Origin of the sequence: Edwardsiella piscicida (genome assembly GCF_001896205.1) — a bacterium.
In the GTDB taxonomy this organism is placed as follows: Bacteria; Pseudomonadota; Gammaproteobacteria; order Enterobacterales; family Enterobacteriaceae; genus Edwardsiella; species Edwardsiella piscicida.
Genome location: NZ_MPNU01000001.1, coordinates 1049695 through 1063001, shown reverse-complemented (window position 1 = coordinate 1063001; position 13307 = coordinate 1049695). Strand labels below are relative to the sequence as shown.

General features: G+C 65.0%; 15 protein-coding genes and 1 pseudogene. All 16 read left to right on the top strand.

Going from position 1 to position 13307, the window contains the following annotated elements:
* The first annotated feature begins 128 nt into the window (after positions 1-128).
* The 16 genes and pseudogenes from BRD58_RS04845 (at position 129) to BRD58_RS04770 (ending at position 13304) form a co-directional block, all read left to right on the top strand.
* Positions 129-509 (top strand): type III secretion protein, encoded by a 381-nt coding sequence (locus BRD58_RS04845; RefSeq protein ID WP_073381831.1) that lies wholly within the window; start codon positions 129-131, stop codon positions 507-509.
* Entirely contained in the window at positions 493-2550 is a 2058-nt protein-coding gene (locus BRD58_RS04840) for an EscV/YscV/HrcV family type III secretion system export apparatus protein (RefSeq protein ID WP_012847743.1), read from the top strand. The genes BRD58_RS04845 and BRD58_RS04840 overlap by 17 nt, the downstream gene beginning before the upstream one ends.
* Positions 2537-3852: pseudogene (locus BRD58_RS04835) on the top strand (FliI/YscN family ATPase). The gene BRD58_RS04840 and the pseudogene BRD58_RS04835 overlap by 14 nt, the downstream one beginning before the upstream one ends.
* Entirely contained in the window at positions 3846-4214 is a 369-nt protein-coding gene (locus tag BRD58_RS04830) for a hypothetical protein (protein WP_012847741.1), read from the top strand. Before BRD58_RS04835 ends, BRD58_RS04830 begins: the two are co-directional and overlap by 7 nt.
* Entirely contained in the window at positions 4211-4684 is a 474-nt protein-coding gene (locus BRD58_RS04825; protein ID WP_015461067.1) for a hypothetical protein, read from the top strand. Before BRD58_RS04830 ends, BRD58_RS04825 begins: the two co-directional genes overlap by 4 nt.
* Positions 4669-5577: a translocation protein in type III secretion gene (locus tag BRD58_RS04820; RefSeq protein WP_073381826.1), complete on the top strand. Its 909-nt coding sequence runs from the start codon at positions 4669-4671 to the stop codon at positions 5575-5577. Before BRD58_RS04825 ends, BRD58_RS04820 begins: the two co-directional genes overlap by 16 nt.
* A gap of 303 nt (positions 5578-5880) precedes the next feature.
* On the top strand, positions 5881-6228 hold the full coding sequence (locus BRD58_RS04815) for a hypothetical protein (protein ID WP_012847738.1): 348 nt from the start codon (positions 5881-5883) through the stop codon (positions 6226-6228).
* A 24-nt stretch (positions 6229-6252) separates the two neighbouring features.
* Positions 6253-6849, top strand: a complete 597-nt coding sequence (gene sseB, locus BRD58_RS04810) for a type III secretion system translocon protein SseB (RefSeq protein WP_012847737.1) — start codon at positions 6253-6255, stop codon at positions 6847-6849.
* A gap of 10 nt (positions 6850-6859) precedes the next feature.
* Entirely contained in the window at positions 6860-7327 is a 468-nt protein-coding gene (locus BRD58_RS04805) for a SycD/LcrH family type III secretion system chaperone (RefSeq protein ID WP_012847736.1), read from the top strand.
* Positions 7324-8760, top strand: a complete 1437-nt coding sequence (locus tag BRD58_RS04800; protein ID WP_012847735.1) for a type III secretion system translocon protein — start codon at positions 7324-7326, stop codon at positions 8758-8760. Before BRD58_RS04805 ends, BRD58_RS04800 begins: the two co-directional genes overlap by 4 nt.
* Positions 8761-8775: 15 nt before the next feature.
* Positions 8776-9357: a type III secretion system translocon protein SseD gene (gene sseD / locus BRD58_RS04795; RefSeq protein WP_015461065.1), complete on the top strand. Its 582-nt coding sequence runs from the start codon at positions 8776-8778 to the stop codon at positions 9355-9357.
* Positions 9358-9367: 10 nt separating this feature from the next.
* The gene (gene sseE / locus BRD58_RS04790) at positions 9368-9751 is read left to right on the top strand and encodes a type III secretion system effector protein SseE (RefSeq protein WP_012847733.1); all 384 of its coding nucleotides are present in this window, start codon (positions 9368-9370) and stop codon (positions 9749-9751) included.
* A 155-nt stretch (positions 9752-9906) separates the two neighbouring features.
* Entirely contained in the window at positions 9907-10398 is a 492-nt protein-coding gene (locus tag BRD58_RS04785; protein WP_012847732.1) for a tetratricopeptide repeat protein, read from the top strand.
* Between the two features lie 10 nt (positions 10399-10408).
* Positions 10409-11305, top strand: coding sequence for a protein EseG (locus tag BRD58_RS04780; protein WP_073381823.1), 897 nt, complete (start codon positions 10409-10411; stop codon positions 11303-11305).
* A gap of 116 nt (positions 11306-11421) precedes the next feature.
* Positions 11422-11823 (top strand): hypothetical protein, encoded by a 402-nt coding sequence (locus BRD58_RS04775; protein WP_034168276.1) that lies wholly within the window; start codon positions 11422-11424, stop codon positions 11821-11823.
* Positions 11820-13304: an EscC/YscC/HrcC family type III secretion system outer membrane ring protein gene (locus BRD58_RS04770; RefSeq protein ID WP_012847729.1), complete on the top strand. Its 1485-nt coding sequence runs from the start codon at positions 11820-11822 to the stop codon at positions 13302-13304. The genes BRD58_RS04775 and BRD58_RS04770 overlap by 4 nt, the downstream gene beginning before the upstream one ends.
* Positions 13305-13307: the final 3 nt, after the last annotated feature.

The window sequence follows — 13307 nt, the reverse complement described above, 5'->3', positions numbered from 1 at the left end:
CGCCCATCGGGTAAAGACCTGACCTGCATGGAAAACCCAGGGCTAACGCGACATCAGGTATTCACCCTATGCCCTCCTGAACACGGCTCCGCCATGATGAGTACGCATCACGATCGCGGAGGATATTCATGGACCTACAGTGGCAACGGCAAACCGAACTTTGGCTACGACTGATGGGCGCCGGCCCACAGCCGCCAACGAGCAGCCTGACCCTGGACAGGGATCGCGACCGTATCTTTCTGGAGCAGGATCAGGGGCGGGCGCGCCTGACGCTGGCGCGCCGCCTACCGGTGCCGCAGCGGCAGTCGACGCTGCTACGCCTGCTGCAGCTCTTGCAGCCCGAGGCCGGCGGCGGGATCCCGCTGCGAGCCTGGCTGGCGGGCGATGCGCTGTGGATTTCAGCGGCGGCACCGCCGGACAGCGGCGCCGAACAGTGGCATGAGCTGGCGCGCCGTCAACGGCGCCTGCTCGATCGCGTGATGGAGAATCCCCATGAAAACGGTCAATAGCTGGCTACACAAACTCACCGCGCGCCAGGATATCATTCTGGCGGCCATGCTGTTGCTGGCCGTTTTCATGATGATCATTCCCCTGCCGACGCCCCTGATAGACATCCTGATCGCCATCAACCTCACGCTGTCGATCACCCTGCTGATGATGGCGGTCTACATTCGGGAGCCCATGGAGTTCTCCGCCTTTCCCTCCGTCCTGCTCATCACCACGCTGTATCGTCTGGCGCTGACCATCAGCACCAGCCGCCTGATTCTGCTGCAGCACGATGCCGGCGAGATCGTCTATACGTTTGGCAACTTTGCCGTCGGGGGCAATCTGGCCGTCGGCCTCATCGTGTTCGCCATCATTACCGTCGTGCAGTTTATCGTGATTACCAAAGGCTCTGAGCGCGTGGCCGAGGTCAGCGCCCGCTTCTCCCTCGACGCGATGCCGGGCAAACAGATGAGCATCGACGGCGATATGCGCGCCGGGATCATCGACGCGACAGAGGCTCGGCGCCAGCGGGCCCTGGTGCAAAAAGAGAGCCAGCTCTATGGCGCGATGGATGGCGCGATGAAGTTTGTCAAAGGGGACGCCATCGCCTCGATCATCGTCATACTGGTCAATATTGTCGGGGGGATCTGCGTCGGCGTGTTTATGCATGAGATGAGCGCGGGCGATGCGGCGGCAACCTACGCCATCCTGTCCGTCGGCGATGGCCTGATTGCCCAGATCCCGGCACTGCTCATTTCGATCGCCGCCGGGATCATCGTCACCCGGGTGCCGGGCGAAAACCGACGTAACCTCGCCAGCGAACTCACCGAGCAGATCCTGCGCCAGCGCCAGGCGCTGTGGATCGTTGCCGCGGTGCTGGCCCTGTTTGCCGCCCTGCCCGGCTTTCCTACCCTGATCTTCATCGGCCTGGGCGCGGGGCTGGCCGCTATCGCCTACTCGCTGAGGCGCAAAGAGCGGCAGCGCTCCCCGCTCGCCGCCGGCCACTCCGCGAGCGACCACGACGAGAGTGGACAGGAGGGCGCGCCGCTGCTCATCGGCGCGACGCCGCTCGCGCTGCGCCTGCCCGACGCGCTGGCCCGCGATCCCACCCTCGCCCAGGCGCTGGCCACGCTGCGGGCGGAAAAGCTGGAGCTGGCGGGGCTGCCGCTGCCGGAGATTCAGATCCAGCCAGATAGCAGCCTGGGCCCGGATCAGTTTACCCTGCTGCTGTATCAAGAGCCGGTGCTCTCGATGACCCTTCCCCACCTCGCCCTGCTCGATCTTGCCGCGCCGACGCTGCGCCAGGTCGACCACCGGGAGACGCTCCCCTTCGGCGGGATCACCCTGCAGTGGATAGCTCAGGAGCAGGCCGAAGGCAGCGCCGCCATCGGCGTCAACCGCTATCAGGGCAATGCCCGGATTGCCTATCTCGTCTCGCTGGCGCTGGATCGCTACGGCGCCGAGTTCATCGGCGTTCAGGAGGCCCGCTACCTCATGGACCAGATGGAGCAGCGCTACGGCGAACTGGTCAAAGAGCTGCAGCGTCAGCTGCCGGTCGCCCGGGTCGCCGATGTGCTGCAGCGCCTGGTCGCGGAGAGCGTCTCCATCCGCGATCTGCGCGCCATCTTCGAGGCGCTGGTCGAGTGGGCGCCGCGGGAAAAAGATCCCGTGATGCTGGCCGAATATGCCCGGCTGGCCCTACGCCGCCACATTATCGGGCGCCAGCGCCACGGCCAGCCCTGGGTCAAGGCCTGGCTTATCGGCAGCCATATTGAGCAGAAGGTGCGCGAGTCTGTCCGCCAGACCTCTGCGGGCTCCTACTCCGCGCTCTCGCAGCAGGAGAATCAGGCGATCCTGACCGAGATCCACGCGGCGCTGGAGCGCAGCGGCGCCGTCAACACGGCCATCGTGACCGCGATCGATATCCGTCGCTTTATCCGTAAGCTGATCGAACGCGAGCTGTTCACCACCGCCGTGCTCTCGTTTCAGGAGCTGGACGATGAGGCGGAGCTCAAGGTGTTAGGACACATTGAGCTAATAGGAGACACCCATGCGGCTGCCTGATGCTCAGAAAATTCTCGATCGGCTCGACTGTCCCACCCTGCCGTCGGTGACGGACGTGCGCCTGGAGGGGCGCCTGCTCACCGTCGGCGCGACATTACTGCGCGCCCATCTGCCGGGGGTCGGGCTTGGCGAACAGTGTACTCTGCCCGACGGGAGCCCGGCGGAGGTGGTCGCGATTGAGGGCGATCAGGCGTTGCTCTCGCCCTACCACGCACCGCTGGGTCTCGCCAACGGTATGCTGGTGACGCCCAGCGGCGCGCAGGCCCGCATCGGCGTCGGCGAGGCGCTGCTGGGGCGGGTCATCGATGCGCTGGGGCAACCGATGGACGGGAGCGCGCCGCCGCAGGCCGCACAGTGGCGATCGCTGGAAAGCCCCGCGCCGGACCCCATGCAGCGGGCGCCGATCGATACCCTGCTGCCGATGGGCGTTCGCGCCATCGATGCCGCGCTCAGCGTCGGCGTCGGCCAGCGCCTGGGCATCTTCTCTCCGGCCGGCTGCGGTAAGAGCACCCTGCTCGGCATGCTGGCCGCCCATAGCCAGGTCGACGTCGTCGTGTTGGCGCTGATCGGGGAGCGGGGACGCGAGGTGCGGGAGTTTATCGAACAGATCATGTCCCCCGAACTGCGCGCCCGGAGCGTGGTCATCCTGGCGACCTCGGATCGGCCGGCGTTGGAGCGGATCAAGGCCGCCGATACCGCGACCGTCATCGCTGAATATTTTCGCGATCGCGGGCACCACGTGCTGCTGCTGGTCGATTCACTGACCCGCTACGCGCGCGCGATCCGCGAAATCGCGCTGGCCGCCGGCGAGCCGATGGTCAGCGGCGGCTATCCCCCCAGCCTCTACGCCCGCCTGCCCCGGCTGCTGGAGCGGGCGGGGCCCGCCGCCTGCGGCAGCATTACGGCGTTCTATACCGTACTGGTAGAGCAAAAGAGCGACCCGCTGGCCGAAGAGGTCCGCTCGCTGCTTGACGGGCATATCGTACTCTCCCGCCGCCTGGCCGAAGCCAGCCACTACCCGCCATTGATATTCTGGCCAGCATCAGCCGGGTGATGTCGCAGGTCGTCACGCCGCAGCACCGTCAGGCGGCAAACCGCCTGCGTCACCTTCTGGCGACCTGGCAAGAGATCGCGCTGCTGGTGCGGGTGGGCGAATACCGAGCGGGACAGGATGCCGACGCGGATGACGCGATGGCCCGCCGGGAGGCCATCGCCAGTCTGCTGTGCCAGCAGACCGATGAACGCTGCCCGCTGAGCGCCACCCTCAGCGCACTGTACAGCGCCGTAGGCCAGCCATGCTGACGCAGCTACGCGATATCAAGCGGCTGCGCGAACGCGGCCTGCGCAGCACGCTGGCCCAGCTGGCCGATGAGGCTGACGGCGTACGGCGACGACAGCAGCAGCTCCAGACGCGGCTATCCGCGCTGCAGATCCGCTGGCACACCCTGAACCAGCAGAGCGGCTGCCTGGATCATGTGGCGCTGGGACGCCTGCGCAGCGCCCAGTCGGCCATGGAGAGCGAATCACAGCGGCTGCGCCATGAGCTGGACGCGCTGGCCGCGGAGCAGGGACGCATCAGCCAGCTGCGCGGTGAACACGAGACGCAGCTGCGCCTCAACCTACGCGAACAGGAAAAACTGAAACTGCTGGAGGAGAGCGAATGATTACGCCATCGTATGGCCCCACGTCCGGCCACGCCCCGACCCCGGATCGCGACGGGCGCCGCCCCCGGCGCGACGCCGACGCCGATCGTGACGCCGAGCGTTTCCGTCAGCTGCTGGCGCAGCCAACGCCCCAGCCCCTCCCCGATTGCGCCGCCGACGATGCGACGCCCCCGGAAGCGTCAGAGCATCGCGCGCCGCGCGGCGACATGCCGCAGGCGCTCCCGCGCCCCGTCCCCCTGCCGCTCTCCGCGGAGGGGCTACAGCTGCGGGCGGCGAGCGGCCCGCTCGCCGGGCTGATGGTGACCGCGGGGTGGCACGGCGGACGGCTGATCCTGCGCCTGTCGGCCCCCTCCGGCGCCCTGCGCGATCGGCTGGCGCAGACCGACAATACGCTCGGCGCCACGCTCTCCGACCTGCTGGGGATCCCCGTAACCGTGGAGACAGCCTATGAACCTTGCCCCCCCCTTTAGCAGTGAGTCGCTGTTTTTTTCTCAGCCGCCTCGACGCCAGCGCGGAGATAAACGGCCTCCGGATCCAGGCCGATCGGCACCAGCCCTCGGGATCGGGCCTATGCCTGGAGAGCCGCTGTGACGATCTCGCCATCGCGCTGTGGGTCGGCGCGGAGTGGAGTGGCTGGCTGGCGCCGCAGCTGGCGGCCCCCTCCCTGGCGCACATTGAGCCCGATCTCCACCCGGCGGTGGCGGGCTGGCTGCTTTCACCGCTGAATGCGTGGCTGCAAGCGGCGTCGCTCCCCGAATTGGCGTCGCCAACCCTGCATCAGGCCGAGGCGCCAAAGTGCTGCTGGCGACTTACCTTTACCCGCGCCGACGCCCGCCTGTCGCTCTATATGACGCAGATCGCGCCCGCGCTGTTGACGCGCTGGCTGGCCGCGCTGACGCCGCCGGCAGAGCGGGAGCATACGCTGCCGTTAGTCCTCGGCTGGTGCTGGCTGGCGGCGGAAGAGGCGGCCAAGATCGCCCCCGGAGATGCGCTGCCGCTGCAGGGGATGGCGCCCCAGCCCGACTGCTTCTGGCTCTCCTCTCCCGATAGCCCCGAGCAGCTGCGCCTCAACGACGCGGAGAGCGGCGTCGTCGTGCGGGCAGCCCTGCCCACGGTCGCGCTCGCGGCCGCCGACGAGATCTGTCTCCTGGCCGAGGCCGGCCGCGTCAGCCTCAGCGCGCAGAGCCTCGGAGAATGGGCGCCCGGACTGGAGACGCCGCTCAACGCCTATGCCTACCCGCGCCTGCAGCTCTCCCTGCGCGGAGCCCCATGGGCAGAGGGGACGCTACTGCGGCTGGACGATGGCTGGGCCGTGCGGATCACCCGCCGGATTCCGGCCTCCCCCGTGGCGCGCGAGGAGTAACCCCGGCGCGGGCGACGCCTCGCCGCGCGGGGAAACGGCGCCTCGGCGCCCGAGCAAGCACCCGATAGCCGCCGGTCCAGGCCGGCGGCGCGGCCCCGCCATGGCCCGAACACCCGAGAAAAACCAACGTAACTTCAGGTAATTACCCGATATCTTTCGCGCGGGTTCAGCACCCAGAATGGGCCGGGGAAAAAGAGTTCGTCTCCCGATAACCAAACAGCAAACGTTATGCAGCTTCTCGAAAGTTCGCCCGCTAACGGCGTTCTAGCATCACCTCATCGGTAGTCAATAGGAGGTTTCACTATGAGCCAACACGCCATCCATCCCCTTTTGCAACTGATGCAAGACCTGCAGCGGCGCCAGCGCAAGCTGGGCGAGCAGATCGACGCCTTTCACACGTTACAGCAAGAGATCGCCACGCTCCACGAGCGCGCCCCCCACGACCCGCAGGCCCGTCAGCGGCTTGAGCGATTCAGTCACGCGATGCGGGAAGAGATAGCCCCGCTGCGTCAGCGGCTCGACGACAATATCAGCCGCCTGCAAACGCACTTTTCCGCCCTTGGCGCCACCCTGAGACAGGGCGGCGGCCAGGCGTCGCCGCCCCCCGACGGCGCCGGTCATTCCCCGACGATCGGGCATGACTTCATCTAACTCCATCCCTCAGAGGAGAGCACTATGACTGTCAATACAGACTACCACGGCGGTGTAAACCACGTCGGCGCCAACGGCTACGACAACAACCTGGATCGCATGGCGGGTCAGGGCGATAGCATCATGTCCGACGGGATCAGCGTGCTGTACCAGTTCATGACGCTATTCACCGATCTGGCGCAGGGAAAATATGACCAGATGAAGGCCAAGGCCGACCGAGCCAGAAACTCCCAGCAGGTAGCTAATCAGATCGACGCCATCATCGCCAAGTTCAAGAAAGCGGGCGATAAGGGCGATCTTCCGCCTGAAGTACTCAAATACCTGCGCGATCACAACATCAACATCACAGTACAAGACGACGGTAAAAACGCCACCAGCGACATCGACCAATACCTGAAAAGCATCGGCCACCCTGATGGCAAGGGGCTGGATAAAGGGGAGCTCGACGTGATTAAGGGCGCGCTGGAGACCGACTCGGGGCGCAGCTCCGACTTCGTCACCCAGGCGCAGCTGCAGATCCAGAAGACCATGCAGTCCTATAACGTCTGCGTCAGCCTCATCAACAGCATGCAGACGCTGCTGGCCGAGATGAACAAATCCATCGCCCAGAATATCCGCTAAGGAGGCCACGATGACCGAGCAGGACGATCTCGCTACGCTGCATGGTTTTTTCAACCAGGGCGGCACCCTACAGGCGCTGATGGATATCGCCCCCGACGATCTCGACCATGTCTACAGCTATGCCTGCCAGCTCTTCGACGCGGAGGACTACGCCGGCGCCAAACGCTTTTACCTGCTGCTGGCCCGCCTCTCCCACTGGCAATACGAGTACTGGCTCTCCCTGGGGCTGTGCTGTCAGCGTCTGGAGGAGCACGATCAGGCCGTCTTCTGCTTCGGTCAGGCCGGCCTGCTGCGATTGGACGACCCCCAGCCGGCCTATCTGGCCGGCCTCAGCTACCGACAGATGGGTCAGACGGCGCTGGCCGGTAAGGCCTTCAGCGCGGCGTTGAAATGGTGCGCCGCCAAGCCGCAGTACCAGGCGATCAAGGGGGAAATACTGCGTCAGTTCACACCGGTGACCGAGGAGACACAGCCATGAACAATATCACTGAGACCCGCTATACCACGCCGCCGCTGGGCGGCAGCGGTCAGAACGACAGCGTGCAGTCGCAGCACGATCACCCACAGATTGGCGCGGGCGCGCTGGATCCGCTGCGTCCGCCCCCTCAGCGTCAGCAGGATCACGATCCTAAGCGCGAGTTTCATCGCCCGCCTGCGCCCCGTCAGCCCGTGACGCTGCGCCTCGCAGAGGGCGCACTGAACCGCATTCTGGACATCTTTGGCCCCCGCGTCGACGGCAAGCCGCTGACGGTCAGCGATATCGAGCGCACGCCGATGGAGGCGATGACGCTGGCCGCCTCTCTGCTGGGGGTCAAGGCGCTCGGCGACAACGCCAATCTCAAAGCGCTGGCCATGGAGATCCGCACCCACGGCGCCGAAAATCTGCGTCTGCGCCAGAATGAAGATCTGCGTAAACAGGTGGAGAAATCCATCGAGGATCAGGCTAAGGCGCAGAAAGCAGGGATTTTCTCCGCCATCGTCGACTGGATCGTCTCTATCGCCGAGGTGGTCAGCGGCATTGGCAAAATCTTAATCGGCGACTTTGCCGGCGGCGCCATGGACGTGGCGGCGGGATGCGCCGGGCTGGTGAAAGCCGCCTGCGAGACCCTGGCGCTGATCGATAAGGACAATGCGGAAAAGTACCAGTCTATCGCCGACGTCGCCGGAAAGGTGCAGCTGGCCTTCGAGATCGCCGGCATGGCCGTCGATCTGGTCAGCGTCGGGCGCGGAGTCATGGCGAGCAAGTCCATCGCCAAAGCGACGGAAACCGTCATGGAGGGGGCGGCGGGCGAAGCGCTACATACCGCCGTGACCCAGGGCAGCGAGACCGCGATAAAGACCGCGGCCTCGGAAATTGGCAAGCAGGTTGCCGAACAGGTCGCCGATCAGGTCACCCGTACGCTGGCCGAGCAGAGCGGTCGCTTCCTGGGCCAGGGACATCTCCTGGAGGCGTTCAGCAAGCAGGCTATTGAGCAAATGGTCACGCGGGCGGTCGAGGCCGCCGCGAAAAAGGCGCTCCAATCCGGCGTCGAAATGTCGGCCAAGGAGCTGAGCAAGCAGGTCGTTAAAGAGGTGCAGCGCGAGGTCATCAAGGCCATCGTCGGCGCCTGTATCGACAGCGTGGCCAACAATGCGAAGTCGACCACCCGTAGCACCCTGCAGGGCGTTAACGGCGTCTACCAGGGCGTTATCACCAAGGAGCGGGCCGATCTCCAGAAGGTCATCCAGCAGCTGATCAATGAGACCGATTTTATGCAGTTCATGCTGGAGGAGTTTGAAAAAATCAAAAAACGCGCCAAAGAGGATATCGGCAGCCTGATGGACGGCGCGGGCAAAGCCCTCTCCGCGGCGGCGGATGCCCAGCAAAAGAGCGGCGCCATGCTCAGCAACATCGCCGCCAATATCGCCTAAACCAAGGAGCAGACTATGACGACTATCGACAGCGGCAGCCACGGTGTTAACGGCATTACCCCACCGGACGGCCATCGTTACGTTTCACAGGATCGCGGCGGCGACGCCATCGGCCAGCTGAATGAGCTGATGGTTCAGCTTGGAGAGCTGTTTGGGAAGCTGCGCGATGTGCTGCGCCAGTATCAACAGACGCAGCAAAGCAACGCGTTCAAGATGCAAAAAACAGCGTATGACACACGCGTGGACGCCATCGATAAAGACTTTCAGGCCAAGCAGGCCCAGGCTATCGCGCAAATCCTCGGCGGCATCGCCCAGACCTTTGGCGGGGCGTTCGGAGAAGAGGCGCATACCATTAGCAACGGCGTTAACAGCATGACGCAGGGGATTGTCGGCGTCGGCTATGTCAATGACATGTCGCGTCAGTCGCAGGAGGAGCAGGCGCTGTCCGAATATCAGCACGGCCTGGCCGAGCAGCAGCTTAAGCGGGCGGATGAAACGCTGGAAAAGGCGCTCAAGATCTCCGGCGATCTGCGCGAGATACTGACCACCCTGAATCAGGCCCACGAACGTATCGCCAGCAGCGTACGCATGTCCTGAAGGAGGCACGATGGATGACGTCAGCCGTTTCATGATAGCAGAGGGGCTACGCCCGGCGCCGGCGCACTTCCTGGAGAGCGAGTTTCTCATGGGACAGCGCATCGAAACCCCGCGTTTTTACCTCACCTATCGGCAGGAGGGAGAGCGTCTGATCCTCTGTGACTTTACCGCCCGCAATGACGATGGACAGGCCGTTATCGCCCTGATGGGACTCCTGCGCCGCCTCATCGGCGCGCTGCCCCTGCTGCGCTATATCGATGCCATGATCCTGCCCGCGCCCCACGATCGGGCGCTGGATAGGATGCGACGACGCCTGACGGATGTGATGCTGGCGGAAGGCGCACAGCCCCTACGTCTGGATGATGCGCTGTGGCTGCGCTATTGCTGCCGCTAACCGCCACCTCAACGCCGACCGGCGCGCTGTTGCAGAGGCGCTCGGCCGGCGCCCCGACGGCGCGATGCCAAAAGCCAAAGCCGCCCCGCTTTTCCAAAGCCCCGGGGCGCACGCCCTGATAATGTAATAATATATCATATCATTTGGAGACCCCCATGACGTCCGCACCGCTCTCCACCCAGGCTGAAAACGTGGCGCGTCGCTGTCTGGCGCTGCTGGAGGGGAGGGAAACACAGCGCCCCCTCAGCGGCGCCAGTCAGGATGAAATGGAGGCCGGCTACGCGCGCGGCTGCCAGGCCCTGAACGACGGCGATCTTCGCGAGGCGACGGCCACATTCGCGTTTCTCGCCCTACAGCAGCCGCTGGAGCGACGCTTCACCTTCGCGTTTGCCTGCGCGCTGCAGCAGCAGCAGGAGTATCGCCAGGCGCTGACCCTCTTTAGCTACGCCCTCGCGCTGCGGGCGAACGATCCCTTTACCCCGTTTCACATGGCGGAGTGCCTGTTCGCGCTGAGGGAGCCGGACGCCGCCATGGATGCCTTGGATGCCACGATTGCGCTGTGCTATGGCCAGGCCGACGGCAACCCAGGCTATACACTGCTGCGCCAGCGGGCACAGGATCTGCTGGATACGCTTAATCAACCCTAAGGAGCCTATGATGATCAACGGCGTTTTCACCGATGCACCGCTGCCACCCACCGCGGCGCCGGGGCCTTGCCCCGCGCCAAGCCGCAGAGAGATCGGCACCCAGTGCGACCTGCTGGGCATAGAGGCGCCGCGCAGCCGAGCGCCGGGGGCCTCAGCGCCCCTGGACCAGCTCAGGGCACAGGCGCAGGAGGCCGAGCAAAAGGCCAAGGCCTGCGGCGTCGATATGGCGAAACGCAGCTTTGTCGCCAAAGTGCTCACCCTGGTCGCGGCCAGCGCCGTGCTGATCACCGCCGCGCTGATCACCGGGCTCACCGCCGGCGCCGGCGTCCCCCTGCTGGCGCTGGCCAGCATCGGGTTCACCATCGCCGTCGGCGACGTCGCCTGCGCGGCCTATGACTGGAACCACAAAAAAAATGGCGGCGAGGGGCTCGCCATGGGCAGCGACGCTATCGGCAACGCGATCCACTGGCTGGGAAAAGTCAGCGGCGCCAGCGACGAAAGGGCCCGCCAGGTCGCCGCCTATGGCTCGCTGCTGGCGCGCAGCGCCATTACCGTCAGCACCGTCGCCGTCAGCGGATTCCTTCCCGTCGCCGCCCCCCTCGCCCTGCAGACCACGATCCCGGCGCTGACCCTGGGCAGAACGATGATAGAGATCAGCGCGAGCGCGATTAAAACCAATGAGACGCACCATGGCATCGTTCAGCGCGGCCATGAGATCAACGCCGGCAGGGCCTGGGGCCGCGTAGAGATAGCCCAGAGCGAACCGACGGTCGATCGCAATGCCGATGAACGGAGGATCGCGGCGCAGCTGGCGACGCTGGAGAAAACCCGCGCGTTTCTCATTCAAACCCTCCGCCAAAACGGCGTCGAGTCTGCGCCACCGGCGCGACGCTACAGCTTTGCCTGACCCCCTCCTCCCATACCGGCGGCGCCCCTGCGGCCGGTATGCCCGCGCGCCGCTCGCACATCAATTCAGGTATGCACCCGATACGCAGCGGGGCGCCGCCGCTTTACCCTAATGACATGAACAGAAAACTGAATCCCCGCCAGGCGCTGCAGCAGCTGGCAATGTACCTCAACCAGGCCGACTGGTCCCAGGGGCAGCAGAGCCTCACCGGCACCCTGCAGGATCGGCGTCTGAAAGGACGCTATTTTGCCAGCGGTATGTGCGTAGCGATAACGATCGCGTGGCCGCTGGCGCAGGCCAGTCAGGCGTGCCTGCTGCTGGCGGCGAGCCCGGAAACGCTGGACGATGCGCTCTACGTTGAACAGGAGCAGTTCTGGCTCCTGCGCCGCTATCCGCCGGCGCTGACGGAGGCCGAGCTCGATCTTTTGCTGCAGCAGCAGCTGGCGATGGCGGGGCTACTGGCGCCCGCGGTTCGGGATACGCATCCCGAAAGCCCGTTCATTGGGAGGTATGCATGAGAATTCTCGTTCTGCTGCTCTTACTCTGCGGTGGGTTTTCCGCCCCCAGCCTGGCTCAGCCCATCCCCTGGCGCGGCGCCCCCTTCTTCGTCTCCAGCCAGAGCGCCACGCTGGCCTCGGTGCTGCGCGATCTCGGCGCCAACTCCGGCGTGCCGGTGGTGGTGAGCCCCCGCATCACGGAGTCCTACGCCGGCGAGCTTCGCGATACGCCGCGCGGCACGATACTGGCCGAGCTAAGCCGGCTGTACCAACTGTTGCCCTACTACGATGGCAATACGCTGTATATCTATAAGGCGCAGGAGATGGAGCAGGCCACGCTGGCGCCCAGCTACCTGGCGGGATCCGTGCTCAAGCGCCTATTACAGCGCAGCGGGCTGCTGGACGGCTATGCCTGCCAGGTCCGCCAGGTCGCCAGCGCCAACGCCCTACAGGTCAACGGCGTTCCCGCCTGTCTCAGCCAGGTAACGACCCTGGCCAAACAGCTGGACGAGCAGGATCTTAACCTGGAGCAAAACCGTGAAACCGTCGCCGTGTTCCCGCTCAAGTATGCCAACGCCAGCGACACCAGCTACGCCTACCGCAACCAGAGCGTCGTCGTCCCTGGGCTGGTATCGGTACTGCGTGAGATGGCGCAGGGGCACGCCATGCCGCTGCCCGACAGCAAGAGCGGCACGCCCCCCAGCAATAGCAGCGGCCTGCCCACCTTCTCGGCTGATCTGCGCCAAAACGCGGTATTAATCCGCGATCGCAAGCAGAATATGGCGCTCTACCGCCAGCTTATCCAACAGCTCGACAAACGCCCGACCCTGATTGAGATCTCCGTGACCATCATCGACGTGGATGCCGGGGATATCAACGAACTGGGCATTGACTGGTCCGCCTCCGCGCGCATCGGCGGCGGTCAGGTCAGCTTCAACAACAGCGGCGGGCTCAACGCCGACAGCTTCTCCTCGCTGATCGCCAACTCCGGCAGCTTTATGGTGCGCCTCTCCGCCCTGGAGCAGCAGTCCAAGGCCAAGATCGTTTCACGCCCCTCCGTCGTCACGCTGGACAATGTGCAGGCGGTGCTGGATCGCAGCATCACGTTCTATACCAAGCTCAGAAGCGAGAAGAACCCCAAGCTGGAGGCGATTACCGCGGGAGCCCTGATGCGCGTTACGCCGCGCCTGATCCGGGAGCGCGGCGGGAATAAGATATTGCTGATCCTCAATATCGAGGATGGACGTCAGGGGGCGCCGCTCAGCCAGGCGGAGTCCCTGCCCCAGGTGCAAAACGCGGAGATCGCCACCCAGGCGACGCTAAATCTAGGGCAGGCCCTGCTGCTGGGGGGCTTTGTGCAGAATGAAAACACGCAGGGCGTCCGCAAAATTCCGCTGCTGGGCGACATTCCCCTGATCGGCGGGCTGTTCCGCAGCACCGATAGCAAGGTACACAGCGTTGTACGTCTGTTCCTGATTAAAGCCGAGCCCCGCCAGATGTGAGGT